Below are 22,093 nucleotides of genomic sequence, written 5' to 3' on the forward strand. Positions count from 1 at the left end.
GGCAGGAATTCCTTGCGGTTAAGGAACCGGGTAATATGGCTTGGGTTAGATAACGCAACGTCATCCTTCGAAGGCCACCCGCCATGCGTCTTTTTGTTTTCGCCCTGACCGTCCTCCTCTCCGCTGCGACTGTCGCAGAGGCGGCGGCGACCGTGCCTTTGCCGGGTTCGAGCAATAACGTCATTTTGGCGCAGTCCACGCAAGAGGACAGCCCGAATTATTACTCCGGCAATTCCCGCGATCGCCAGCGCCGCGCGCGTTTCGTTTGCGTCATCACTCCACCGGACAGCGCCAATCGTCGTCGGCCCTATGTCTGCCCCATCGAGCAGGGCCGCGTTGGCGGCGCCTGCCGTTGCTCGGGCGTGGTCGGCAACGGCACTGTTGACACCGCCTGGTGATTATTTCTCCAGCGTCGCCACCGCTTCCACATGCGGCGACCACAAGAACTGGTCGACCGGCGTGACGCGCGTGACGCGATAGCCGCCCTCCACCAGAATGGCGAGGTCGCGCGCAAGCGTCAGCGGATTGCAGCTGACGGCTACGATTTTCTTCACCGCGCTGCGCGCAAGTTCCTTGCACTGGACTTCCGCACCGGCGCGCGGCGGATCGAACACAACGGCATCGTAATTCTTCATTTCGCTCGTCATCAACGGCCGGCGGAAAAGATCACGCTTTTCGATGCTGACGGGTTTCAGGCCCTGCGTGTTGCGCGCGGCGAAATCGAGCGCTTTCAGCGGCTTGTCCTCTGCCTCAACCGCATGCACGCGGCCGACGCGCGCAAGCCGCAGCGCAAACGTGCCGGAACCGCAGAAGAGATCGGCGATGCGTTTGGATTTGCCAACATGGGCAAGCACCAGTTCCGCCATGGCGTCTTCGGCCTGTTTGGTTGCCTGCGTGAAACCGCCGGCCGGTGGGGAAACCGGAATGCCGCCGAATTCGATGATCGGCTTTTGCGGTTCGATCAGGATTTCGCCTGATAGCGCGACACGGGCGATGCCACGCATTGCCAGCACCGTTTCCGTCAATGTGCGCCGCTGTTTGTCGCCGACGGATTTGATGCCTTCGACGGAAATGTCGAGGCCCGAAAGCGTTTCAAGAACGGTCATGCGGAACGGTTCGGCATTCGACGCAAGGGAAAGGCCGATTGCGCGCACGGCGTCCAGCCGCGCGACGATACCGGGCGAGGTGACGGGACATTCCTCGATGGCGACGATGTGATGGCTGTTTGCCTGGCTGAAGCCGAGCAGCAGGCCCTTTTCCGTCTTGCGGGCGGCAAACACCGCGCGGCGGCGCTCGCCGGGGCGACAGATGACGAGATCGTCTACTGGCGGCGTCAGGCCTTTCGATCTCAGCGCCGAAACCACCAGCTCCCGCTTGAAGGCGTGGTAGGGCTGGTCGGCAAAATGCTGCAGCGAACAGCCGCCGCAGGTGCCGTTAACGCCCTCGGGGCCGAAGTGGCGGCACACGGGTTCGCGGCGATCCGCGGAGGCTTCCGCAATCGAGATGATGGTGCCGGTATCCTTGACCTTGGCGATGGCCACCGTTTCGCCGGGCAGGGCGAAGGGCACATAGACCGGGCCGTCGGGACAGTGCGCAATGCCGTCGCCCTGGGCGCCAAGGCTCTTGATGCTGACGGTCTGCGTGCTCATGGCTTTTCGCCTCCGAGAAGAAATTCGATATTGCCATCGCCGCCGGAAATCGGCGAGGGGATGAGACCGAGGCTCTTCCAGCCCATGTCTTCAACGAGCCAGCGTTCCAGTTCGGCAGCAACGGCAGGCGCCGTTTCCGGCTCTTTCAACAGCCCGGCCTTGCTGATGGCATCACGGCCTGCCTCGAATTGCGGCTTGACCAGCAGAACCGCGTGCGCGCCGGAGGCGGCAAGTGCGAGTGCCGGGGCAAGGGCGAGCTTTATGGAGATGAAGGACACGTCGGAGACGATGAAGTCCACGGACCGGTCATCAATGTCGTCGGTTGTCAGGAAGCGCGCATTCAGCCCTTCCAGATTGGTCACGCGCGGATCGTTCTCGATCCGTGGATGCATCTGCCCGTGGCCGACATCGATGGAGGTGACGTGTTTTGCGCCGCGATGAAGCAATACCTCGGTGAAGCCGCCGGTGGAGGCGCCGACGTCGAGGCATTCATGGCCCTTCGGATCGAGCCCGAAGTGATCGAGCGCGGCGGTAAGCTTGAGGGCGGCGCGGGAAACGTAGGCCTGCGCCGGATCGGTAATGGCGATCTTGACGTTTCCGGCAACGGTTTGGCTGGGCTTCGTGGCCGTTTTCCCGTTGACGCTCACGGTGCCGCGCGCAATCGCATCGCGCGCACGCGAGCGGCTGGCAAAGTGGCCGAGCGAAACAAGAAGCTGGTCAAGCCGTTCATTTTCAGGTGTTTTGGACATGGTCCCGTGTCAATGACCGCCAAACCCCGCAGATGCAAGCGATTTATCGCGCGCAAGGCTTCGCAACGGCACCATTTGCCGCAGCGCAGGGTCGTTTCGTGGTCTTTAACAGCATATGCGATTAATCCAATATAAAGGCTTGTATTGCACTTTGTCTGCAAGGCCCGTGCGGCCAGTCGGAACCTGCCATGACGGCATCTCCTCCCATTTCCAAAATTGCGACCGTTGCAGCGCAGACGCTTGCTCCGTGGCATCAGGTCGCCGAGAGAGTTTGCGATGTCGCTAAAAAATTTCCCCATCAACATTAAGCTCATTGTCACCTTCTGCGTCTTGATGGGCGTTTGCCTGCTCGCCTCGGCGGTGGTCTTCTGGCAGACGCTGGGGAGCGAGCACGTCACGGTCCAGAACAACAAGGCCAACAACATCCTGCATGCGGTTGACGGTGCGACGGCCGCAATGCTGGAACAGGCCGTCAACCAGCGCGGCTTTCTGCTGTTTCGCAGCGACAGCACCTACAACGATGTTTTCGCCCAGCGCGATCTGATGCTGAAGAAGCTTGGTGAAGCCCGTGCGCTTGCCGCCGGCCAGCCGGACATTCTGAAATCCATCGATGACATGCAGGCATCCGCCACCGTGTTCTTCAAGGAACTGGCGGAACCGCAGCTTGCCGCCCGCAAGACGACCGAAGCACCGATTTCCGAAATCATCGAGATCGGTCGCAATCAGGCCAAGGGTCAGCTCGACGGTTTCCGCGCCTCCGCCGCCAAGATCAAGGACCAGCTGAACGGCTTGTCGGCAAGCTACGCCGCACAGCAGGACGCTGCCGCACTCAACCTCAAGCTCGCACTTCTGGGTGGCGGCGCGGTTGCCGGTCTCCTGGCCGTGGCCCTCATCTGGGCGCTGTCGCGCTCCATCGTCACGCCGATCGTCGGTATGACGGCGGCTATGAGCAGGCTTGCCGATGGTGACATGACCACGGAAGTTCCGGCTCTCGACCGCAAGGATGAAGTCGGCAAAATGGCGAAGGCCGTTCTCGTCTTCAAGGAAGCCGGGCTGGAAAAATCCCGCCTTGCCAGCGAAACCGAGCGCATGCGCTCCGCAACCGAGACCGAGCGCCGCCGCAACGAAGAAGAGAAGGCCCAGGACGAAGCCGCCAACGCCCTTGCGCGTGACGAGCTTGGCAAGGGTCTTGCGGCTCTGGCGGAAGGCGATCTCGCCTACCGTATCGAAACGCCGTTCGCCTCCTACATCGACCCCATCCGTATCGACTTCAACAGCGCTGTCGAAAAGCTGCAGCAGGCCATGCGCGCAGTTGGCGAGAATGCCGCTGCAATCAATGCCGGGGCTTCGGAAATGCTCTCTGCTGCCGACGACCTGTCTCGCCGCACCGAACAGCAGGCCGCTTCCATAGAGGAAACCGCCGCAGCACTGGAAGAAGTCACCACCACGGTGCGTGACAGCGCAAGGGGTGCTGAGGACGCTGGCAATCTGGTTCAGCGCGCCCGCAGCGGAGCGGAAAAATCCGGCGTTGTGGTCCGCAAGGCGGTTGCCGCCATGCGCGAGATCGAAAAATCATCAGGCGAAATCGGCAATATCATCGGCGTCATCGACGATATCGCTTTCCAGACCAACCTGCTTGCGCTGAACGCAGGCGTCGAAGCCGCCCGTGCGGGTGATGCGGGCAAGGGGTTTGCCGTCGTCGCGCAGGAAGTGCGTGAACTCGCCCAGCGTTCCGCCAATGCCGCAAAGGAAATCAAGACGCTGATCGGCGCTTCCAGCCAGCAGGTGGAAAACGGCGTCAACCTCGTCGACGAGACCGGCAAGGCGCTCGAACTCATCGTGGCGGAAGTCGAGGAGATCAACACCCATGTCAGCGCCATCGTCGTCGCTGCCCGCGAACAGGCGACTGGTCTGCAAGAAATCAACACGGCCGTGAACACCATGGATCAGGGCACGCAGCAGAATGCCGCAATGGTTGAGCAGCAGACCGCTGCCAGCCATTCGCTCGCCCGTGAAGCGGAAGCGCTCAATAGCCTGCTCGGCCAGTTCAAGGTGGGCGGCGTTCGAGGTGCCGTTGCCGGCGCCGGCGGATATTCTGCTCCTCGCCAGTCCTCGGTGAAGCCTGTCTACCAGTCCGCACCCGCAGCACCAGTCAGAAAAGCCGCAGTGAAGCCTGCCTCCACAACCGCAAGGCCGGTCGCTTCACCCGCCCGCGCCCTTGGCCAAAGCCTCGCCCGCGCCTTTGGCGGCAAAGCGGAAGCGCCAGCTGCCAAGGATCAGGACTGGACGGAGTTCTGAGCCTGACGGTCACGATCATCAAGCGTGAATCAGGGGGCTGTGAAGCCCCCTTTTTGTTGCTAGATTTACGGCGCGAGCACTCAACCACGCGTTCTGTCGCAGTTTCCCAACAAAGGTGATTTCGAGATGGCACCTAGGATCAAGTTGAAAGTTCTGGATGGTGCATATGGGGTGGCCCGACTTGAGGCATCTGAAGCCATTCCGGCCTGGGCCGATGGCGGTGGCTTCGTCAGTATCACCCGGACCGATGATGAGCTTTCCATCGTCTGCCGGGAAGATCGTATACCTGGGCATGTCAGATCTGATACGGGTTGGTCCTGTCTAAAGCTACAGGGGCCATTTGCCTTCGATGAAACGGGCATCGTCTTGTCCGTTATCGAGCCGCTCTCGACCAATGAGATCGGTATATTCGTGGTTTCGACTTTCGATGGCGACCACCTGCTTGTGAAATCGAACGATCTGGAAAAAGCTTTCGTTCTGCTGAAAAATGCAGGACATTCGCTCATTTAGAGGTCCATCTGCCATGACGACGTCTCCAAGGAGGAGCGTTGTGAAGCGGACCTCCAGGCGCATGGTTCAAAAGCTGCAATTCAATCGAGCCGAATGGCTGTTTCCTCTTTCGCCGTTCGTATGACGACCATGGTGAAGAAGCGTGCGACATTGTTCTGGTCGCGGAACAGCCTGTCGCATAGCGCGTCGAACTCCTCCATGTCGCGCAAGCGCAGCATCAGGACGACATCGGTGGCTCCGGTAACGGAATAGGCGTGTGAAACCGCGTCCTCGGCGCTCGCCAGGTCGAGAAAACGGCGCATTTGCTGCTCGCCGTGCAATTTCAGTTCCACCGTCACCAGCGCCTTGATTGCCCGTCCGGCTCTGGCGGGATTGAGGATCGCGACAATGCGGTCGATCACGCCCGATTTGCGCAGCCGCTGCAGACGGCGCAGGCAGCTGGATGGCGACAGCCCCACCTCCTCGGCCATGTCCACATTGGTACCCGATGCATCGCGCTGCATGAGGTTTAAAAGTTTGCGATCGATACGGTCCATTCCCGCAGCATAATCTCCCATGGTCAACTTGCAATAAAATTGCACAAAGCTGCAATCTTTGACCACAAATGCGAACCGGCTCGAGCTAGTGGATTGAGACAATCCTTAAGGAGTTTCAGATGCCATTGCTGATGCCGGTCTGGCGTAAAACGCGGGAAACGCTTGAAATCTATTGGGTGCTTGTCCGGATCACCGTTCCGATTGCGATCCTCACCGAACTGTTGTCGAGAATGGGCGCGATCGAGGCCGTGGCCCCGGTCTTTGCGCCGGTCATGAACCTGATCGGGCTTCCGCCGGAGCTGGGTCTGGCCTGGCTGACGGGAATGCTGGTGGGAATATGGGGCGCTGTGCCGCTGGTTTTCACGCTGGTTCCGGTATCCTCGCTCAGCGTAGCGGATGTCACGGTTTTCTCGGCCCTCATCCTGTTCGCGCATGGGCTGCCCATTGAGCAGAAGATCATTGAAAAGGCCGGTCCCGGCGTGATCGCAACGACGCTGCTGCGTATCGGGGGCGGATTGCTCTATGCCTTTCTCCTGCACCATTTTCTGGAGGTGACAGGGTGGCTGTCGGCCCCGGTGAACCCGGTCTGGACTGCCATGGGCGCCACACCCGACTGGGCGGACTATTTTTGGGGCCTTGGCGAAACCATGCTTTCGATGCTCGTCATCCTTCTGGTCCTGTCCTTTGGCCTTGAAATCCTCAGGCTGACCGGCGTCCTGGCCTTGATGATGAAAGCGCTTTCGCCCGTGCTGCGTCTTGCCGGCATTCGCGGCGAGGCCGAACATCTCACCGCCATCGGATTGTTCCTCGGTATCTCCTATGGCGCCGGTCTTCTGATCCGCGAGGCGCAGTCGGGAGCGATATCGCCGCGTCAGGTCTTTCTGTCATGCGTGTTCATGGGGTTTGCGCATAGCGTCATTGAGGACACCATTGTCGTGATATCGCTGGGTGCAGATGTCTACGGTGTTCTGGTCGGGCGGCTCGTTTTCGCCATTGTAGCAACCGCCGCTATTGCCGCACTGCTGCACCGCCTGTCCGACAAAGTGTTCTTTGCACGGATGTTCAGGCCACAGGGTACATAGACGAAGACACGCCAGGTTTCGCCGCGGGGCCGGCGTGATCAGCCCGCATGGGGTGCCAGACGGAAATGTCGCGCGGGGCATCTAGAAGCTCGGGCAGGGCATCGTGCCACGCCTGCCGATAGGGACGATGGATCTGAACGTCTAGGACATCCTGATGGTCGCTCCAGGTCTCATGCAGCAGGAAGTGGTTTTCGTTTTCGCCGTCCCGATGCAGGGTTGCGTTCACAAAGGTGTTCTCGTGTCGCATGGCGTCGAGCAGATCATTCAGCAATCCTAGAAAACGTTCGCGCTGATCGGCACGGACCTTGAAGCCGATGAGATAGGTGGTGTGCATGGATAGTTACTCCTTTGTACCGTTCATCAGGGCGGCGCGGGTCTCGGCGTCGGCCGGGTAGAAACATTCCAGCACCAGCTCGGACAACGTCACATCCGTGGCGGTTCCGAAAACCGTGGTGGTCGAAATGAAGCGCAGCACGCCTCCGGACAACGGATCGCGTAGTTCGAGCGGTATCGCCAGCGGATCGGCCCCGGCGGAATGCCGTGGAGCTGCAGGCGCGGGATAGGCGGAAAGTTCCGCATGCAGCCGGGAAAGCGTCTCGTCTCCGGTATCTTCGACTTGGCGGCGTAGGCGATCCAGCAGGTGATGCCGCCATTCGGCAAGATTGACGATGCGTGAACTCAAGCCATCAGGATGCAGGCTCAGCCGCAATACATTGAGGGGCGGGTGAAGCAGGTCTTCGGATATGCCGGCGAGAAGCGATTTGATCGCATCATTGGCAAGAACCAGATTCCAGTGGCGGTCGACGGCAAGTGCCGGGAAGGGCATGTGGCCCTGCACCACGGTTTCGACGGCCTTACGAACGGCCGTCATATCAGGCGCATCCAGTGATCGTTCGGAATGGATCGGCGCATAGCCTGCCGCCAGCATCAGCCGGTTGGCGGCGCGGGCTGGCATGGAAAGCTGCTCTGCCAGCCTCGCCAGCATTTCACGGCTGGGCGAAGATCGCCCGCTTTCCACAAAACTCAGATGGCGCGCCGATATCTCGGCATCGGACGCCAGATCGAGCTGGCTCAATCTGCGGCGCGCCCGCCATTCCCTAAGCACCTGGCCGACATGTTCTTGATGATGTGTCATGCCCCGCAGCCTAGCAGAAGATATCGGCAATGCGATTACCTCGCAGGTAATTGTTCTGCGTCACAGCCCCCGGCATGCTCAGGCCGTCAACCAAAAGGAGCGCAATCATGACGCAACATCTCAAAGTCGCCGAAACCTACCTCGCTGTCTGGAACGAGGAGAACGATGAACGCCGCCAGCGCCTCGTCAGCCAAGGCTGGGCTGAAATGGCGTGCTATACAGATCCTTTGATGCAGGGTGAGGGGCAGCAGGGGATTGCCGCGATGATCGAGGCGGCGCGGCAGAAATTTCCGGGATATCGCTTTGTGCTCACAGGCACCCCGGATGGCCACGGCAACTTCACCCGTTTTTCATGGCGTCTCATTTCGCCTGACGGAGAAGATGTCGCCGGCGGAACCGATGTCGTCAGCCTGAATGCCGAGGGGCGGATTGAAAATGTCGTCGGTTTTCTCGATGGCGCCGCATCCTGAGGCAGAGGCGGGTCGTCCCCCGCCTTCTGTCCCGGTAATGCTGTCAGCCGGCGAAACCGACGCCGGCCTGACGCTGGCCGAGCGCATTGAACACGGTGGAAACGATGCCGGCGCGGTCGAGGCCGGCATTGGCATACATGGTCTCCGGCTTGGCCTGCTCCACCCAATGGTCAGGCAGGGTCAGGGTCCGAACCTTCGGGCCGTGGTCGAGCAAGCCTGCGCTTGCCATGAAATGCAGCACATGTGCACCGAAACCGCCGACAGAGCCTTCCTCGATCGTCACCAGAACCTCATGATGAGCCGCAAGCTGGCGGATGAGGTCGAGGTCGAGCGGCTTGGCGAAGCGCGCATCGGCAACCGTGGTCGAAAGTCCGGCCGCATCGAGGTCCTCGGCCGCCGCCAGGCACTCCGCAAGGCGTGTGCCGAAGGAAAGGAGTGCAACCTTGGTGCCTTCCTTGATGATGCGGCCCTTGCCGATCTGCAAAATCTCACCGCGTGCGGGCATCTCAACGCCCACGCCTTCTCCGCGCGGATAACGGAAGGAAATCGGGCCTTCATCATAGGCTGCGGCTGTGCGAACCATATGTTTCAGCTCGGCCTCGTCGGACGCCGCCATAACCACCATGCCGGGCAGGGTGGCAAGGAATGTGGTGTCGAAAGAGCCGGCATGGGTCGGTCCGTCTGCGCCGACGAAACCGGCGCGGTCGATGGGGAAGCGCACGGGCAAGCTCTGGATCGCCACATCATGCACCAGCTGGTCGTAACCGCGTTGCAGGAAGGTGGAATAAAGCGCGCAGAACGGCTTGTAACCGTCAGCCGCAAGCCCCGCCGCGAAGGTGACGGCGTGCTGCTCGGCAATGCCGACATCGAAGGTGCGGGCCGGGAAAAGCTCGGCCATCTTGTCCAGCCCGGTACCATTAGGCATGGCGGCGGTGACGCCGATGATCTTGTCGTCGAGTGTCGCTTCCTGGATAAGCGCTTCGGCAAACACGCTGGTATAGCTCGGCGCATTCGGCTTGGCTTTCGCCTGTGCGCCGGTAATGACATCGAACTTGTTGACGCCGTGATATTTGTCCGCTGCCGCTTCCGCCGGCGCATAACCCTTGCCCTTCTGCGTCACCACATGGATGAGAACAGGGCCTTTCTGGTTGTCGCGCACATTGCGCAGCACCGGCAGCAGGTGATCGAAGGAATGACCGTCGATCGGGCCGATGTGATAGAAGCCAAGCTCCTCGAACAGCGTGCCACCGGTCACGTAACCGCGCGCATGGGTCACGGCGCGGGTAATGGCGCGGTCGATGGTCTTGCCGAGATAGGCGGTGAGTTTCTTGCCGAAATCGCGAAAGCCCATATAGGTGCGGCCGGAGGCCAGCCGCGCGAGATAAGCGCTCATCGCGCCCGTCGGCGGCGCAATCGACATGTCGTTGTCGTTGAGGATGACGATCAGCCGCGCGTCGAGCGCACCGGCATTGTTGAGCGCCTCAAACGCCATGCCCGCAGACATGGAGCCATCACCGATGACGGCGATAACCTTGCGGTCGCTCTGATCCAGCCCCGCAGCCACCGCCATGCCGAGACCGGCGGAAATGGAGGTGGAGGAATGGCCGGCGCCGAAATCGTCATATTCGCTCTCGGCCCGACGCGTGAAACCGGAAAGCCCGCCTTCCTGGCGCAGCGTGCGGATGCGCTCGCGACGGCCGGTCAGGATCTTGTGCGGATAACATTGGTGGCCAACATCGAAGATCAGCCGGTCTTCAGGCGTGTTGAACACCTTGTGGATGGCAATCGTCAGCTCCACCACGCCCAGACCGGCACCCAGATGCCCGCCGGTGCTCGACACCGCGTCGATCATCTCGTCGCGCAACTCCCTTGCCAGTTCCGGCAGGTCGCGATCGTCGATCTCCTTGAGATCGGATGGAAAATTCACCCGGTCAAGCAATGGGGTCTGTGGCATTCCGGTCAATCGTTCGGCCTTTTCTCGTGTCAGCGGCGGGCACCAGTGCGTCTTTCATATAGAAAGCCAGTAGTTAAGCCCTGCATGTCGTTCACTTCTATAGAATTTCAACCCTCCGGCAAAGGGACAAACTCTTCTTCGTCGCCGGGAACGATATCGAAGCGTCCGGTTCTCCACTCCTGTTTGGCCTGCTCTATGCGTTCTTTTGATGACGAAACGAAGTTCCACCAGATGTAACGGCGCTGGTTGAGTGCCGCACCGCCGAAGATCATGATGTGACAGCCGCCACTGCCGCTCTGCAATGTGATGTCGTCGCCGGGCCGGAAGACGAGCAACTGGTCGGCGGCAAAAACGTCACCCGCGACATCCAGAGAGCCGGAAAGAATGTAGATCGCCCGTTCCTCATGGTCGGCAGAGAACGGGAATTTCACACCCGGTTCCAGCGTCAGGTCAACGTAAAGCGTGTCAGTAAAAGCCGAAACGGGGGAAGTGAGGCCTTCGAAATCACCGATAACGACCCGGCCGGATGCGCCCTTGATATCGATCAGAGGCATGTCTTCCCGGGCGGTATGGGAAAAGGCCGGAGCGATTTCCTCCATATGATCGGGGAGGGCAAGCCAGGTCTGCAGGCCGGACATGGAAAGCGGATGGCCGCGCAGGTTTTCCGGCGTGCGCTCCGAATGCACGATTCCGCGCCCCGCCGTCATCAGGTTGATGTCGCCGGGCCGGATGACCAGTTCGGTGCCGAGACTGTCGCGATGCTTGATTTCGCCGTCAAACAGATAGGTAACGGTGGAAAGCCCGATATGCGGATGCGGCTTGACATCCAGCGCCTCGCCCGCCTTCAGGATGGCCGGACCCATGCGGTCGAAAAAGATGAAGGGGCCGACAAGACGCCGCTGCCGCGTCGGCAGCGCCCGCCGCACGGCGAAGCCGCCAATATCGCTGGTGCGCGGAATGATGAGGTTTTCGATGGCGTCGCAGGCGAAAGCATCACCCGCGACAGGATCGTTGCCGGGAAAGAAGGACATCCGAAGCTCCTCGTATCGTGACACGCAAGCTTACCACGAACGATACGACGTGGGAGCGCCGTAATGTTGAACGCTGTGTCGCCCCCGTTCAACAGGACGTGTTTATTCCCCGTCCAGCGGCTCCACGCCCTGTGGTTTTCCGGCGCGGTCGAGACGGATTTTCTCGATACGCTTTTCGGCGGCGTTCAACAGCGTCTCGCAATGTTTTTTCAGGGCTTCGCCGCGCTCGTAGATGGCGATCGACTCGTCCAGCGCCACGTCTCCGCGCTCCAGGCGTGCAACAATGCTTTCCAGCTCGGCGACGGCCTTTTCGAAGGAATAACCGCTGACATCGGCTGTGTTGGCATTTTCCGTCATTTTCAACCCTTCATCATTCTCAAAATATGCATGGCCGCCGATTCCGCCAGCCCTTCCAGATCATAACCGCCTTCAAGCAGGCTGACGACCCGGTTCGAGGCGTATTTGTCCGCCATTTCCAGCAGCCGCCCCGTCGCCCAGTCGAAATCCTCGCCCACCAGATTGATCTGCGCAAGCGGATCGCGGTGATGCGCGTCGAAACCGGCGGAGATGATGATGAGATCGGGCGAAAAATCGGCAATCGCCGGCAGGACTCGGGATTTGAACGCCTCGCGAAAATACTCGCTGCCAGTATTGGGGGAAAGTGGCGCGTTGACGACATTGTTCTTCACGCCGGTTTCGTTTTTATCGCCGCTCCACGGGTAAAGCGGCATCTGGTGGGTGGAACAGAACAGCACTGACGTGTCGTTCCAGAAGATATCCTGCGTACCGTTGCCGTGATGCACGTCCCAGTCGATGATGGCGACGCGCTCTGCGCCGTGCACCTTCTGGGCGTGACGTGCGGCGATTGCTGCATTGTTGAAGAGACAGAACCCCATTGCCTTTGCGGTTTCCGCATGGTGGCCGGGCGGGCGGGACGCAACGAAGACGTTGTCGGCGGCACCCGTAAACACGTCATCTACCGCCACCATCGCAGCGCCTATACCGGTCAGCGCCGCCTGCAGGCTTTTCGGCGAGACATAGGTGTCGGCCTCGACGCGGTTGATCTCGCCATCTTCCTCGGGAATCTGGCGCATGACGGACAGCAGATGCTCCTCCGGATGCGCCAGAAGCACGGCATCCTCGTTGGCCTGCGGTGCTTGCTTGCGGACCAGTCGCTCGAAATTCGGATGTTCGAGCGCAATGTTCAGAGATCGCAGCCGATCCGGCCGCTCGGGATGGCCTTCCGGCGTGATGTGTTCAAGGAAGATCGGATGTTCGTAAAGACGGGTCGCCATTCTCTAATCCTCCCGAAATAAGCTGATCAAGCGCGCTGCGGCAAAAGCGGATAACCGACCATCACAGCGCGGCCGGCAAGGGCGGCAAGCACGGCCTTCAACGCATCGCCAGGAATGAAAGCGAGCGAACCCATGAACGCCTTTTCAAACCCGAGCCCTACCACCAGCGCCAGATAGGAGATGCCGAAGGCATAAAGCACGACCACGCCGCCGGCGAGGCTGGCGATGAAGAAACCGATACCCTGCGTCAGAGCCGACTGGCCGCGATTGACGAGTTTTTCCGAGAGCGTGCCGGTGACGAAAGCGGCAGCAATCCAGCCGATCAGGAAGCCCGTGGTCGGCGTGGTGAAGATGGAAAGGCCGCCGCGTCCGCCTGAGAGGACTGGCAGGCCGATGGCGGCGATGAGGATGGTCAGAAGAACCGCGAGCGTGCCGCGTTTCGCCCCCAGCACGACACCGGCCAGCATGACGCCAAGTGACTGCGCGGTGATGGGCACCGGAATGAAACCAAGCGTGATCGGCGGCAAAAGTCCGAGTGCGATGATGATGGCGGAAAACAGCGAGATCAGCACAAGGTCGCGGGTCGTCATGGCTCGGGAACTCCGGGTGGTTGTTTTGCCGTCAGCTTTGGCCTCTGAAACCGCGCGCGTCAATGGCGTCGGCGATGGCATCCGCATCCTTCAACGTCATAATGACGAGCGGCACGATGATCGCGGCCAGCCGAACGGGGAGGCCGCGCGCCCGGTGCGCATCGCGCACGGCATGGTAACGATTGACGATCTCAGGCACGAACCGCACGACGAGCCCGACCGCAAGCCCGATATCGGCCGCCTTGACCAGCCCCAGCCTTTCCAGCGGGGCGGCGGCAAGCGCGATTTCGTCCATGAATTGCGAAATGCTGACGGTGATGGTGACGGCGGTGGCGAGAAGCGCCAGTGCAGTCAGCCGCAGAAGATTGACACTCGCATCGTGTACGGGAAGCAGCAGATAGCTGAAGGCGGCAACGAGGAGAATGGTCAGCATCACCGGGCGTAGCCGCAGGCCGATCTCGCGGAATTGCAGCCGCGTCTCGCGCAGAATGGCGGCGGCCACAACGACGGCGCATCCCAGCAAAAGCAGATCGCGGGTGAGAAATAGCGCAATGCTGAAAACCATCAGCGTCACGAGCTTGAGGCGCGGAGAGACGCGGTAGAGCCAGCCCGTACCTTCGACATGCAGGGACTTCATCGCGACGCAACCTCCAGATAACGTGCCACCGCCTCTTCGGGGTTGGCGTCTGCAACAAGCTCGCCTTCGTGAAAAACCAGTACGCGATCGAAGCCGGAAAGCAGCGGCAGATCGTGGGTGATGACGACAAGCGCCTGCGACAGCGCAGCCATTGTCTTTTCAACGATCGCGCGGTTTTTGAGGTCGAGCTGATTCGTCGGTTCATCGAGAATGAGGATTTGCGGTTCAGTGACCAGCAGGGCGGCCAGCGCCGCCAGCTGCAATTCGCCGCCGGAAAGCTCGTGCGCGCGCCGTTCTTCCAGATGAGCGATACCGAGCCGGGCAAGCACGGCCTTGACCCGCGTTTCTGTCTCCGTCTTGCCGATACCGAGTCGCTTGAGGCCGAAGGCGACATCGTCGCGTATGATCGGCAGGATGATCTGGTTCTGCGGATTCTGGAAGATGAAACCGACTGCCTGTACTACCGCTCTCGCATCTTTGACGGTGTCGAGACCGTTCACCGACACCTTGCCGTGCGTCGGCTTTGTCAGACCATTGATCAGCCGCGCAAAGGTGGTCTTGCCCGAGCCGTTGAGGCCGATGACGCCGATACGCCGTTCAGTCAATGTCAGGGACACGGGCTGTAAAGCCTGCCTGCCCTCGAAGGTGACGCCTGCGGTGTCGAAACGGATTTCCAAGATTGATGCATCCCTCTATCGCTTTCCGGTTCTATATCGTGTCATCAACAGAAGTGAAACAAAGAACAAAAAAAGAACATTGCAATCCTGAAAAAGCCGTCATACCTTCTGCTTTATGACGATCAAGGTTTCAAACGAAGCGGCAAGGCGGATTTTTTTGGCGCGGCAGGGGCTTTGCTCTCCGCCCGGAAAGGCGCTTTCCAAGGATGGCCTGCTGCAGCTCATTACCGATATCGGTTTCGTGCAGGTGGACAGTATCGGCACGGTGGAGCGCGCCCATCACCAGATAATATTCTCCCGAAACCAGACCTACAGGCGCGAACATCTGACAGCACTGCTGGAAAAGGACCGCGCGCTGTTCGAGCACTGGACGCATGATGCCTCCATCGTGCCGACCGAATTTTACCCCTATTGGAAGCACCGCTTCCGCCGCCGCGAGCCGATCATTCAGGAGCGCTGGCGCAAATGGCACGGTGAGGGGTTTGATGCGGCTTTCGCCGAGACGCTGGAGCGCATCGCCGCCACGGGTCCGGTTCTGGCGCGTGAGTTGAAGGAGGAGGGGCATCAGTCCGGCGGCTGGTGGAACTGGCATCCTTCCAAGACCGCACTCGAATATCTGTGGCACACCGGCAAGCTTGCCATATCCGGCCGCGTGAATTTCCAGAAGGTCTATGATCTGGCGGAGCGGGTCATTCCCGGCGAGCACCACGAAAGCGAAGTGGAGCATACGCAATTCGTCGACTGGGCCTGCCGGCAGGCGCTCACCCGGCTGGGTTTTGCCACCCATGGCGAAATCGCCGCCTTTTTTGATCTCGTTACCCCGCAGGAGGCGAGGGACTGGGTCAAGAGCCACCGTGACGAACTGTGCGAGGTCTCGCTTCTCGCAAGCGATGGCGGTGCTGCCCGTCCGTCCTATGCCTTTGCGGATTTCAGCGCCGATGTCGCCAACCTGCCGGAACCGTCGTCCCGCGTCCGTGTGCTGAGCCCCTTCGATCCGCTGTTGCGCGACCGCAACCGCACGGAGCGGCTGTTTGGCTTCTATTACCGTATCGAGGTCTTCGTACCCGAGCCGAAACGGCAATATGGCTATTACGTCTTCCCGCTTCTGGAAGGCGACCGGCTGATCGGCCGTATCGACATGAAGGCAGACCGCAAGCGCAGCACGCTGGATGTGCGCCGCCTGTGGCTGGAACCGGGCGTGCGCGCCTCAGCAGGAAGGCTCGAGAAACTAGACGCGGAATTGTCGCGGCTTGCGAAGTTTACGGGAGTGGAGAGTGTGAATTATCTGGAGGGGTGGCAGGATGTGTAATTGCGCCTTGAGCCGGCGACTGCCTCTTCCGTCATGCTCGGGCCCGTCCCGAGCATCTGCAACGGAAAATGTATAGGATGCGTCTGCAGATCCTCGGCACAAGACCGAGGATGACGCCGGACGGGCGGAGAGGACGCCAAATCGAAGCGCCCTCGCGACGTCCCTAAATCACCCGATATCCGTTGCCGAAATCTTGATCCCAAAGCCTTCCAGCCCGACATAGTGGCGCTCGCGGGTCGTCATCAGCTTGATCGAGCTGATGCCGAGGTCTTTGAGAATCTGCGCGCCGAGGCCGATTTCCAGCCACTCATTTTCGCGGGAGCGGGCCTGTGCGTGCGCTTCGTCGGGATCACGCGCCTTGCGCCGTCCGTCCACCTGGCCGACGCCGACAGAACCTTCGCGCAGATAGACGATGACGCCGCGGCCTTCTTCGGCGATCTTCTGCATATAGTGCTGCACCGGCTGGCGGTCGCCGAACACGTCGTCAGCAACGTTTTCAGGGTGCAGGCGGACGGGAATATCGACGCCATCGCGGATATCGCCGAAAATCACCGCCATATGCTGCATCCGGTCCCATGGCAGGGAATAGGTATGCGCCTTGGCCGGTCCGAACGGGGTTTGGATGGTGAAGGAGGATTCCATCTCCACCAGCGTTTCCTTGCGCTGGCGATAGGCGATCAGATCGGCGACCGAAACATGCTTCATGCCGTGTTTTTCGGCGAAATCCAGAACCTGCGGACCGCGCATCACCGTGCCATCGTCATTGACCAGCTCGCTGATGACGCCGATGGGCGGCAGGCCGGCGAGTCGGCAGAGATCGACGGCCGCTTCGGTATGGCCGGAACGCATCAGCACGCCGCCTTCGCGGGAAATCAGCGGGAAAATGTGGCCTGGCCGGGTGAAATCCGACGCGCCGACATTCGGGTTGGCGAGATTGCGCACCGTCAAGGTGCGGTCATCCGCGGAAATACCGGTCGTCGTGCCATGCTTGAAGTCGACGCTGACGGTGAAGGCGGTGGTGTGGGCGCTGTCGTTTTCCGCCACCATGGCGTTGAGGTTCAGCCTCTTTGCCTCGTCACGCGGCATGGGCGCGCAAACGATGCCGGATGTGTGGCGCACGATCAGCGCCATTTTTTCCGGCGTGCAATGAACCGCCGAAATAATCAGATCGCCTTCGTTTTCACGGTCGTCGTCGTCGGTCACGACAACGATCTCGCCAGCTTCGAAAGCGCGGATAGCGTCGACGACACGTTTCTGATCATAGGCCATTTCGGATTTACCTCACTTCAACCGGCCGGTCTGGCCACGATCTCTCAAATAATGGTCGGCAACGGTGCAGGCCACCATCGCCTCGCCGATCGGCACGGCGCGGATGCCGACGCAGGGGTCGTGGCGGCCCTTGGTGCGCACATCCACATTGCGGCCGTCGGTGTCGATGGACTGGCGCTCCGTCAGAATGGAGGAGGTGGGCTTGATGGCGAAGCGAGCGATGACGGGCTCGCCAGTCGCGATGCCCCCCAGAATGCCGCCGGCATGGTTCGACAGGAAAATCGGTTTGCCGTCATTGCCCATGCGCATCTCGTCGGCATTCTCCTCGCCGGAAAGCTCAGCCGAGGCAAATCCCTCGCCAATCTCCACGCCCTTGACGGCGTTGATCGACATCAGGCTGGAGGCAATATCCTGATCGAGCTTGGCGTAGATCGGCGCGCCGATGCCGGCCGGAACACCTTCCGCCACGACTTCGACGACCGCGCCGATCGACGATCCCGCCTTGCGGATGCCGTCAAGATATTCTTCCCACACCGGCACCATCGCCGGATCGGGGCAGAAGAACGGGTTCTGATCGACCTGGTCCCAATCCCAATTGTCACGGTTGATCTTGTGTTTGCCGATCTGCACCAGCGCACCACGCACGTTGAGGCTCGGTACCACCTTGCGGGCGATTGCGCCTGCGGCAACACGCGCCGCCGTCTCGCGGGCGGAAGAGCGTCCGCCGCCGCGATAATCGCGAATGCCGTATTTCAGGTCATAGGTGAAGTCGGCATGGCCAGGGCGGAAGCTGCGGGCAATCTCGCCGTAATCCTTGGAACGCTGGTCGGTATTTTCGATCAGCATGGAGATCGGCGTGCCGGTGGTTATCATCGTCTCGCCGTCCTCATCCAGCATCACGCCGGACAGGACTTTGACAATGTCATCTTCACGGCGCTGGGTGACGAAGCGGCTTTGGCCGGGCTTGCGCTTGTCCATCCAGTGCTGCACCTCGGCAAGCGTGAAGCGAATACCGGGCGGGCAGCCGTCCACCACGCAGCCCAAAGCGGGCCCATGGCTTTCGCCCCAGGTGGTAACGCGAAAAAGATGACCGAAGCTGTTATGCGACATATTTCTCTAGACCGGAAAACGAGGGCGCGCCTGCGGACAGGGGCCGTTTAAAACAAGCGGATTTGTCATAGTAGAAAATCGGACCAAGGCAAAAGCCTTTCTTTCATCGCAAGTCCGATAAGACGGTGACGCACCGTTCACGACGCCGAGCAGTCCGGAAAACGACAGGCGTGACGATGGCTGACGACTGGCCGGATGAATGATTCGGCGGAAACGGCGCAGGGTTTTCCAGGTGACAAAAGTGTAAAGGTGCTGGTGTTTTCCACGCTGTTTCGCGGTTTTCCAATATTGCCGGGAAATGCGGTGTAAAAATCACTAACGACTTGAACGTGATCCAAAATCCGTTCATCAATTGGGCCGAAAATGTCATGGTTGCGGGCAATTTCCGCCACATTCGAAAGGCAATTCTTCATGCATGTAAGGTTTTCACGCAAATTCACGAAAGCTAGATCGATGCGTATGATGATTGCCGCCCTTCTGGCCACCGCCAACTTGCTTATGCCTATCAACAGCTACGCCCAGAGCGTCGATGTCGAGGGAACGATCAGCAAGATCGACGTGAATGCGCTGACCATTACCTTGAACGACGGCAAGAATTACCGTGTGCCGGAAGAGTTCAATTTTGAAGGCCTGAAGGCAGGTGTGAAGGTCGTTGTTTTCTACACGGAAGTGGACGGAAAACGCGTGGTCGATGATCTCGAGGTCGTGCAGTAAACTGCGGTTTCGGCTCTGCCTGTTGTCGAGGCGGACCTCTTTAGTCCCGGTCGGGAAGCTCCAGAATTTCCATTATGCCGGACTTGATCCGACATTCAGCCGACGAGCGCCTGCGTGGCGGGATTGGTTTTTCAGCCTAAAGATTTGGGCTGGCCGGGTTCCGGCTCGAGGCCGGAATGACAGAAGAGGATCGGTACCCTCACGAAATCCACTCAGCACTGTTCCTGTCGATCTCGACCTTCAAAATCCGGTCCTGCGGGATCTGCGTCGTAGAGGCTTCATCCTTGTCCATGCCGGAAACCAGGCGGAAGATCGAGCGGATCACGCCGCCGTGGCAGACACATACCGTCGGCACCTCGACTGAGGAAAGCCATGCGCCAATACGCCAGGACAGGATTTCATAGCTTTCGGCATGCTGACCTGGGGGAATGAAGTCCCACTTGTTGGCCTTGCGCGCTTTCACCCGGTCGGGAAATTCTTTTTTCAGTTCCGGCAGGGTCTGGCCTTCCCAGTCGCCGAAGGAAACTTCGACGAGGCGGTCATCGGTACGGTATGCGTGGGGATCGAGCCCCATCGCCCCGCGCATCAGCTCCATGGTCTCGCGCGTGCGCCCGAGCGGGCTTGCCACGTAATCGAAATCACGCGCGGAGTCGCCGAGAATTTGCGCCAGAACCTTGCCGTTGCCGACCGCTTGCGCGCGGCCGAAATCATTGAGCGGAATGTCTTTCTGGCCCTGAAGCCGGCGTATCGCATTCCAGTCCGTTTGTCCGTGCCGGATCACATAGACGAGCAAGGCGATACCCCTGTTTCAAAGTTCGGTCGGCTCAGTCCTTGACCACCGAAATATCCGGCGCGTCAACGGCCTTCATGCCGATGGTGTGATAACCGGAATCCACATGGTGGATTTCGCCGGTGACAGCCGTCGAAAGGTCGGACAGCAGGTAAAGCGCCGACTTGCCGACTTCTTCGATGGAAACGGTGCGCTTCAGCGGCGCGTTGTATTCGTTCCATTTCAGAATGTAACGGAAATCGCCGATACCGGAAGCCGCAAGCGTCTTGATCGGGCCAGCGGAAACCGCGTTGACGCGGATGCCGCGACTGCCGAGGTCTACCGCGAGATAACGAACGCTGGCCTCGAGTGCAGCCTTGGCCACGCCCATGACGTTGTAGTTCGGCATGACCTTCTCGGCACCGTAATAGGTGAGCGTGATGATCGAACCGCCATCATTCATGATCGGCTCTGCCCGCTTGGCAACGGCGGCCAGCGAGAAGACGGAAATGTCCATGGTACGGTTGAAGTTATCGCGGCTGGTGTCGAGATAACGGCCGGTCAGCTCGTCCTTGTCCGAAAAGGCGATGGCGTGCACGACGAAATCGATCTTGCCCCAATGCTTTTCCAGCCCGGCAAAAACCGCATCGATCGTCTCGAGGTCGGTCACGTCACAGTGGCCGGCCATGAAGGCGCCCAGTTCCTGCGCCAGCGGTTCAACACGCTTCTTCAGCGCGTCGCCCTGCCAGGTGAGCGCGATTTCCGCGCCCGCGTCCGCGCAAGCCTTGGCAATGCCCCAAGCGATTGAACGATTATTGGCGACACCCAAGATGATGCCGCGTTTGCCAGCCATAAGGCCGGATGCCTGAGCCATTGTATGCTCCCTGATACTTTCGATTGATCCTGCCTATGGCATAGGCTGCAATCCTGTTCAAGATTGCCGAGGATCATCTACTGTTAGGGAACGTAACAAAGGGTGCGTTGTCCCACCTATTCGCAAAACTTTTACAAATAAAGGCCTTCGCGCATGTGGCGCATGAGGTCAGTCACCTTCTCGTCCGGCTTTTCGAGCAGGATGATGCGCAATTCGATGACGAGATCGCCATATCCACCCTTGCCGTCCGCAAGCCCCTTTTCGGCAAGCCGCAGCTCGCGATCGGAGCCGGACCAGGCAGGAATGGTCACGGTTTCCTCGCCAAGCGGCGTCCGGATACTCGTCTCGCAACCCAGAACCGCGTCACTGAGAGAGATTGGCAGCGTCGTATGAATATCGAAGCCGCGAAGGGAAAATGCGTCGTCGCGCGCCGCCAGCAACGTGACGGCCAGATCGCCGCGCGCAATGTTCGGCAGCTTCAGCCCTTGGCCCTTTAGCCGCACCACATGACCGTCCGTCATGCCGGGTTCAAGCTGGAAGCGAACCTCGCGTTCGTCGGCAAGGGATACGGTGATCCATTTGCGCTCCAGAAGTTCGGTGACCGTAACGGTGGCTTCCGCCGTGATGTCAGGTGCCTTTTCCGGCGGTGTCTGCGGGGGGCGGAAGCGGCGCACGAGAGCGCTGAAGAGATTGGCGGCGAGCGAGGCAGCTGCGGTTTCGCTTGCAGACGCCTGCGTGGTCTCGCCAGCACCGGGCGCGTCGCCCTTAACGCCCGTGGCTGCGGCTTTCGCCGCTTCGGCTGCCTGCTGCACCTTGGGGTCGTTCTGCGCGTCTGCGCCGAAAATCCGCTCGACGATATCTTCGGCCGTTTCGGGTTTTGCGTCGGCTTTCTGGCCGGTTTGCGCCCTGTTGCGGGCATCCGCACGGGCCAGTTCCTCCATCAGCTTCTCAGCGGCCCTGGCGCGCTCGGCGGCCTCGCGCGCCGCCTCCCGCTGCTGCATGATTGTTTCGCCGCGCTGCTTTTTCTCGGCCGCCTTGCGGGCCTGGTCGTAAAGATCGCGCTTTTTGGGGTCTTTCAGAAGATCGTAGGCCTGCCCGACCTCGGCGAATCGCGCCGACGCGTCGGGGTCATCGCGATTGGCGTCCGGATGGACGGTTTTTGCCTTCGTGCGCCAGGCAGCCTTGATGTCTTCGTGACGGGCGTCACGTTTTAAGCCGAGGATAGAATACGGATCGCGCATGCGAAACACCAGTTACGTTGGCTCAGGCACGTGCAGCCGCTCATGGCGCAATCCTGAAACAAACCCCTCCGAAAAGGGATGCCTGCGATCATTCGCATGCATGCCCTCGGTTCAAACAACGTCGACTGTGGCAATAAGTTGCTAAGCAGTTGTTTACGGGGAATGCGCGCCGCCATGCGGCCGGATTAATTCCG

25 protein-coding genes are annotated in these 22,093 nt (G+C 60.2%); 7 read left to right on the forward strand and 18 right to left on the reverse strand.

The genetic code is table 11. The annotated features are described in order from the left end of the window. Nucleotides 1-83 precede the first annotated feature (83 nt). On the forward strand, nt 84-398 hold the full coding sequence (locus QE432_RS16510) for a hypothetical protein (protein WP_111788323.1): 315 nt from the start codon (nt 84-86) through the stop codon (nt 396-398). Here the strand turns inward: QE432_RS16510 and QE432_RS16515 are convergent, their stop codons facing one another. Together QE432_RS16515 and QE432_RS16520 are read right to left on the reverse strand one after the other, a co-directional pair. Next, a complete protein-coding gene (locus tag QE432_RS16515; RefSeq protein ID WP_111783287.1) occupies nt 399-1,649 on the reverse strand; it encodes a class I SAM-dependent RNA methyltransferase in 1,251 nt (416 codons plus the stop codon). Next, entirely contained in the window at nt 1,646-2,398 is a 753-nt protein-coding gene (locus QE432_RS16520) for a TlyA family RNA methyltransferase (protein ID WP_038490049.1), read from the reverse strand. The genes QE432_RS16515 and QE432_RS16520 overlap by 4 nt, the downstream gene beginning before the upstream one ends. Nucleotides 2,399-2,674: 276 nt before the next feature. Between QE432_RS16520 and QE432_RS16525 the strand changes: the two genes are divergently transcribed. After that, nucleotides 2,675-4,696 (forward strand): methyl-accepting chemotaxis protein, encoded by a 2,022-nt coding sequence (locus QE432_RS16525; RefSeq protein WP_111783286.1) that lies wholly within the window; start codon nt 2,675-2,677, stop codon nt 4,694-4,696. Between the two features lie 126 nt (nt 4,697-4,822). Beyond that, complete coding sequence (locus tag QE432_RS16530; protein ID WP_003511736.1) at nt 4,823-5,206, forward strand: ACT domain-containing protein; 384 nt, start codon at nt 4,823-4,825, stop codon at nt 5,204-5,206. Between the two features lie 80 nt (nt 5,207-5,286). Here the strand turns inward: QE432_RS16530 and QE432_RS16535 are convergent, their stop codons facing one another. After that, on the reverse strand, nt 5,287-5,742 hold the full coding sequence (locus QE432_RS16535; protein ID WP_065661582.1) for an Lrp/AsnC family transcriptional regulator: 456 nt from the start codon (nt 5,740-5,742) through the stop codon (nt 5,287-5,289). A 119-nt stretch (nt 5,743-5,861) separates the two neighbouring features. On the opposite strand from QE432_RS16535, the gene QE432_RS16540 reads away from it, so the two are divergent. Beyond that, nucleotides 5,862-6,824, forward strand: coding sequence for a nucleoside recognition domain-containing protein (locus QE432_RS16540; protein ID WP_306624990.1), 963 nt, complete (start codon nt 5,862-5,864; stop codon nt 6,822-6,824). On the opposite strand, the gene QE432_RS16545 is transcribed toward QE432_RS16540, so the two are convergent. Continuing rightward, nucleotides 6,805-7,158 carry a putative quinol monooxygenase gene (locus QE432_RS16545; RefSeq protein WP_306624992.1) on the reverse strand — a complete coding sequence of 118 codons (354 nt, stop codon included), beginning with the start codon at nt 7,156-7,158 and terminating at the stop codon, nt 6,805-6,807. The genes QE432_RS16540 and QE432_RS16545 overlap by 20 nt on opposite strands. Nucleotides 7,159-7,164: 6 nt before the next feature. Continuing rightward, nucleotides 7,165-7,959: a helix-turn-helix domain-containing protein gene (locus QE432_RS16550; RefSeq protein ID WP_306624994.1), complete on the reverse strand. Its 795-nt coding sequence runs from the start codon at nt 7,957-7,959 to the stop codon at nt 7,165-7,167. Between the two features lie 107 nt (nt 7,960-8,066). Here QE432_RS16550 and QE432_RS16555 point away from each other — a divergent pair, with 107 nt between their 5' ends. Further along, nucleotides 8,067-8,429 (forward strand): nuclear transport factor 2 family protein, encoded by a 363-nt coding sequence (locus QE432_RS16555; protein ID WP_111783283.1) that lies wholly within the window; start codon nt 8,067-8,069, stop codon nt 8,427-8,429. A 43-nt stretch (nt 8,430-8,472) separates the two neighbouring features. On the opposite strand, the gene dxs is transcribed toward QE432_RS16555, so the two are convergent. The 7 genes from dxs to QE432_RS16590 form a co-directional block, all read right to left on the reverse strand. Next, a complete protein-coding gene (gene dxs / locus QE432_RS16560) occupies nt 8,473-10,392 on the reverse strand; it encodes a 1-deoxy-D-xylulose-5-phosphate synthase (RefSeq protein ID WP_003511745.1) in 1,920 nt (639 codons plus the stop codon). Nucleotides 10,393-10,490: 98 nt separating this feature from the next. Further along, nucleotides 10,491-11,414, reverse strand: coding sequence for a pirin family protein (locus QE432_RS16565; RefSeq protein ID WP_003511747.1), 924 nt, complete (start codon nt 11,412-11,414; stop codon nt 10,491-10,493). A gap of 102 nt (nt 11,415-11,516) precedes the next feature. Further along, complete coding sequence (locus tag QE432_RS16570; protein ID WP_003503059.1) at nt 11,517-11,771, reverse strand: exodeoxyribonuclease VII small subunit; 255 nt, start codon at nt 11,769-11,771, stop codon at nt 11,517-11,519. Between the two features lie 2 nt (nt 11,772-11,773). Further along, complete coding sequence (locus QE432_RS16575) at nt 11,774-12,709, reverse strand: histone deacetylase family protein (RefSeq protein WP_003511750.1); 936 nt, start codon at nt 12,707-12,709, stop codon at nt 11,774-11,776. 26 nt (nt 12,710-12,735) lie between these two features. Beyond that, nucleotides 12,736-13,299 carry a biotin transporter BioY gene (locus QE432_RS16580; RefSeq protein ID WP_035197936.1) on the reverse strand — a complete coding sequence of 188 codons (564 nt, stop codon included), beginning with the start codon at nt 13,297-13,299 and terminating at the stop codon, nt 12,736-12,738. Nucleotides 13,300-13,330: 31 nt separating this feature from the next. Continuing rightward, the gene (locus QE432_RS16585; protein WP_306624997.1) at nt 13,331-13,936 is read right to left on the reverse strand and encodes an energy-coupling factor transporter transmembrane component T family protein; all 606 of its coding nucleotides are present in this window, start codon (nt 13,934-13,936) and stop codon (nt 13,331-13,333) included. Next, nucleotides 13,933-14,613: an energy-coupling factor ABC transporter ATP-binding protein gene (locus QE432_RS16590; protein WP_306624999.1), complete on the reverse strand. Its 681-nt coding sequence runs from the start codon at nt 14,611-14,613 to the stop codon at nt 13,933-13,935. Before QE432_RS16590 ends, QE432_RS16585 begins: the two co-directional genes overlap by 4 nt. Before the next feature lie 115 nt (nt 14,614-14,728). Here QE432_RS16590 and QE432_RS16595 point away from each other — a divergent pair, with 115 nt between their 5' ends. After that, entirely contained in the window at nt 14,729-15,922 is a 1,194-nt protein-coding gene (locus QE432_RS16595; RefSeq protein ID WP_306625001.1) for a winged helix-turn-helix domain-containing protein, read from the forward strand. 168 nt (nt 15,923-16,090) lie between these two features. On the opposite strand, the gene ribB is transcribed toward QE432_RS16595, so the two are convergent. The 3 genes from ribB to QE432_RS16610 all read right to left on the reverse strand — a co-directional run bounded on the left by ribB (nt 16,091) and on the right by QE432_RS16610 (nt 18,714). Then, complete coding sequence (gene ribB / locus QE432_RS16600) at nt 16,091-17,191, reverse strand: 3,4-dihydroxy-2-butanone-4-phosphate synthase (RefSeq protein ID WP_003511757.1); 1,101 nt, start codon at nt 17,189-17,191, stop codon at nt 16,091-16,093. Nucleotides 17,192-17,203: 12 nt separating this feature from the next. Then, on the reverse strand, nt 17,204-18,301 hold the full coding sequence (aroC, locus tag QE432_RS16605) for a chorismate synthase (protein ID WP_003511758.1): 1,098 nt from the start codon (nt 18,299-18,301) through the stop codon (nt 17,204-17,206). Between the two features lie 137 nt (nt 18,302-18,438). Next, nucleotides 18,439-18,714 (reverse strand): hypothetical protein, encoded by a 276-nt coding sequence (locus QE432_RS16610; protein ID WP_162686617.1) that lies wholly within the window; start codon nt 18,712-18,714, stop codon nt 18,439-18,441. Between the two features lie 40 nt (nt 18,715-18,754). Between QE432_RS16610 and QE432_RS16615 the strand changes: the two genes are divergently transcribed. Further along, nucleotides 18,755-19,015: a DUF1344 domain-containing protein gene (locus QE432_RS16615; protein WP_003511760.1), complete on the forward strand. Its 261-nt coding sequence runs from the start codon at nt 18,755-18,757 to the stop codon at nt 19,013-19,015. Nucleotides 19,016-19,214: 199 nt separating this feature from the next. Here the strand turns inward: QE432_RS16615 and QE432_RS16620 are convergent, their stop codons facing one another. The 3 genes from QE432_RS16620 to QE432_RS16630 form a co-directional block, all read right to left on the reverse strand. Further along, nucleotides 19,215-19,808: a histidine phosphatase family protein gene (locus QE432_RS16620; RefSeq protein ID WP_003511761.1), complete on the reverse strand. Its 594-nt coding sequence runs from the start codon at nt 19,806-19,808 to the stop codon at nt 19,215-19,217. 31 nt (nt 19,809-19,839) lie between these two features. Beyond that, nucleotides 19,840-20,658, reverse strand: coding sequence for an enoyl-ACP reductase FabI (gene fabI, locus QE432_RS16625; RefSeq protein WP_003511762.1), 819 nt, complete (start codon nt 20,656-20,658; stop codon nt 19,840-19,842). 131 nt (nt 20,659-20,789) lie between these two features. Continuing rightward, nucleotides 20,790-21,899, reverse strand: coding sequence for a DnaJ C-terminal domain-containing protein (locus QE432_RS16630; protein WP_306625004.1), 1,110 nt, complete (start codon nt 21,897-21,899; stop codon nt 20,790-20,792). Nucleotides 21,900-22,093 lie beyond the last annotated feature (194 nt).

It is taken from the genome of Agrobacterium sp. SORGH_AS_0745 (assembly GCF_030818995.1).
GTDB lineage: Bacteria > Pseudomonadota > Alphaproteobacteria > Rhizobiales > Rhizobiaceae > Agrobacterium > Agrobacterium tumefaciens.

What these genes read in the sequence shown, in the direction of transcription:
- QE432_RS16510 (WP_111788323.1), top strand. Translation starts at nt 84, where the DNA reads ATGCGTCTTTTTGTTTTCGCCCTGACCGTCCTCCTCTCCGCTGCGACT.
- QE432_RS16515 (WP_111783287.1), bottom strand. Translation starts at nt 1,649, where the DNA reads ATGAGCACGCAGACCGTCAGCATCAAGAGCCTTGGCGCCCAGGGCGAC.
- QE432_RS16520 (WP_038490049.1), bottom strand. Translation starts at nt 2,398, where the DNA reads ATGTCCAAAACACCTGAAAATGAACGGCTTGACCAGCTTCTTGTTTCG.
- QE432_RS16525 (WP_111783286.1), top strand. Translation starts at nt 2,675, where the DNA reads ATGTCGCTAAAAAATTTCCCCATCAACATTAAGCTCATTGTCACCTTC.
- QE432_RS16530 (WP_003511736.1), top strand. Translation starts at nt 4,823, where the DNA reads ATGGCACCTAGGATCAAGTTGAAAGTTCTGGATGGTGCATATGGGGTG.
- QE432_RS16535 (WP_065661582.1), bottom strand. Translation starts at nt 5,742, where the DNA reads ATGGACCGTATCGATCGCAAACTTTTAAACCTCATGCAGCGCGATGCA.
- QE432_RS16540 (WP_306624990.1), top strand. Translation starts at nt 5,862, where the DNA reads ATGCCATTGCTGATGCCGGTCTGGCGTAAAACGCGGGAAACGCTTGAA.
- QE432_RS16545 (WP_306624992.1), bottom strand. Translation starts at nt 7,158, where the DNA reads ATGCACACCACCTATCTCATCGGCTTCAAGGTCCGTGCCGATCAGCGC.
- QE432_RS16550 (WP_306624994.1), bottom strand. Translation starts at nt 7,959, where the DNA reads ATGACACATCATCAAGAACATGTCGGCCAGGTGCTTAGGGAATGGCGG.
- QE432_RS16555 (WP_111783283.1), top strand. Translation starts at nt 8,067, where the DNA reads ATGACGCAACATCTCAAAGTCGCCGAAACCTACCTCGCTGTCTGGAAC.
- QE432_RS16565 (WP_003511747.1), bottom strand. Translation starts at nt 11,414, where the DNA reads ATGTCCTTCTTTCCCGGCAACGATCCTGTCGCGGGTGATGCTTTCGCC.
- QE432_RS16570 (WP_003503059.1), bottom strand. Translation starts at nt 11,771, where the DNA reads ATGACGGAAAATGCCAACACAGCCGATGTCAGCGGTTATTCCTTCGAA.
- QE432_RS16575 (WP_003511750.1), bottom strand. Translation starts at nt 12,709, where the DNA reads ATGGCGACCCGTCTTTACGAACATCCGATCTTCCTTGAACACATCACG.
- QE432_RS16580 (WP_035197936.1), bottom strand. Translation starts at nt 13,299, where the DNA reads ATGACGACCCGCGACCTTGTGCTGATCTCGCTGTTTTCCGCCATCATC.
- QE432_RS16585 (WP_306624997.1), bottom strand. Translation starts at nt 13,936, where the DNA reads ATGAAGTCCCTGCATGTCGAAGGTACGGGCTGGCTCTACCGCGTCTCT.
- QE432_RS16595 (WP_306625001.1), top strand. Translation starts at nt 14,729, where the DNA reads ATGACGATCAAGGTTTCAAACGAAGCGGCAAGGCGGATTTTTTTGGCG.
- ribB (WP_003511757.1), bottom strand. Translation starts at nt 17,191, where the DNA reads ATGGCCTATGATCAGAAACGTGTCGTCGACGCTATCCGCGCTTTCGAA.
- aroC (WP_003511758.1), bottom strand. Translation starts at nt 18,301, where the DNA reads ATGTCGCATAACAGCTTCGGTCATCTTTTTCGCGTTACCACCTGGGGC.
- QE432_RS16610 (WP_162686617.1), bottom strand. Translation starts at nt 18,714, where the DNA reads ATGAAGAATTGCCTTTCGAATGTGGCGGAAATTGCCCGCAACCATGAC.
- QE432_RS16615 (WP_003511760.1), top strand. Translation starts at nt 18,755, where the DNA reads ATGCGTATGATGATTGCCGCCCTTCTGGCCACCGCCAACTTGCTTATG.
- fabI (WP_003511762.1), bottom strand. Translation starts at nt 20,658, where the DNA reads ATGGCTCAGGCATCCGGCCTTATGGCTGGCAAACGCGGCATCATCTTG.
- QE432_RS16630 (WP_306625004.1), bottom strand. Translation starts at nt 21,899, where the DNA reads ATGCGCGATCCGTATTCTATCCTCGGCTTAAAACGTGACGCCCGTCAC.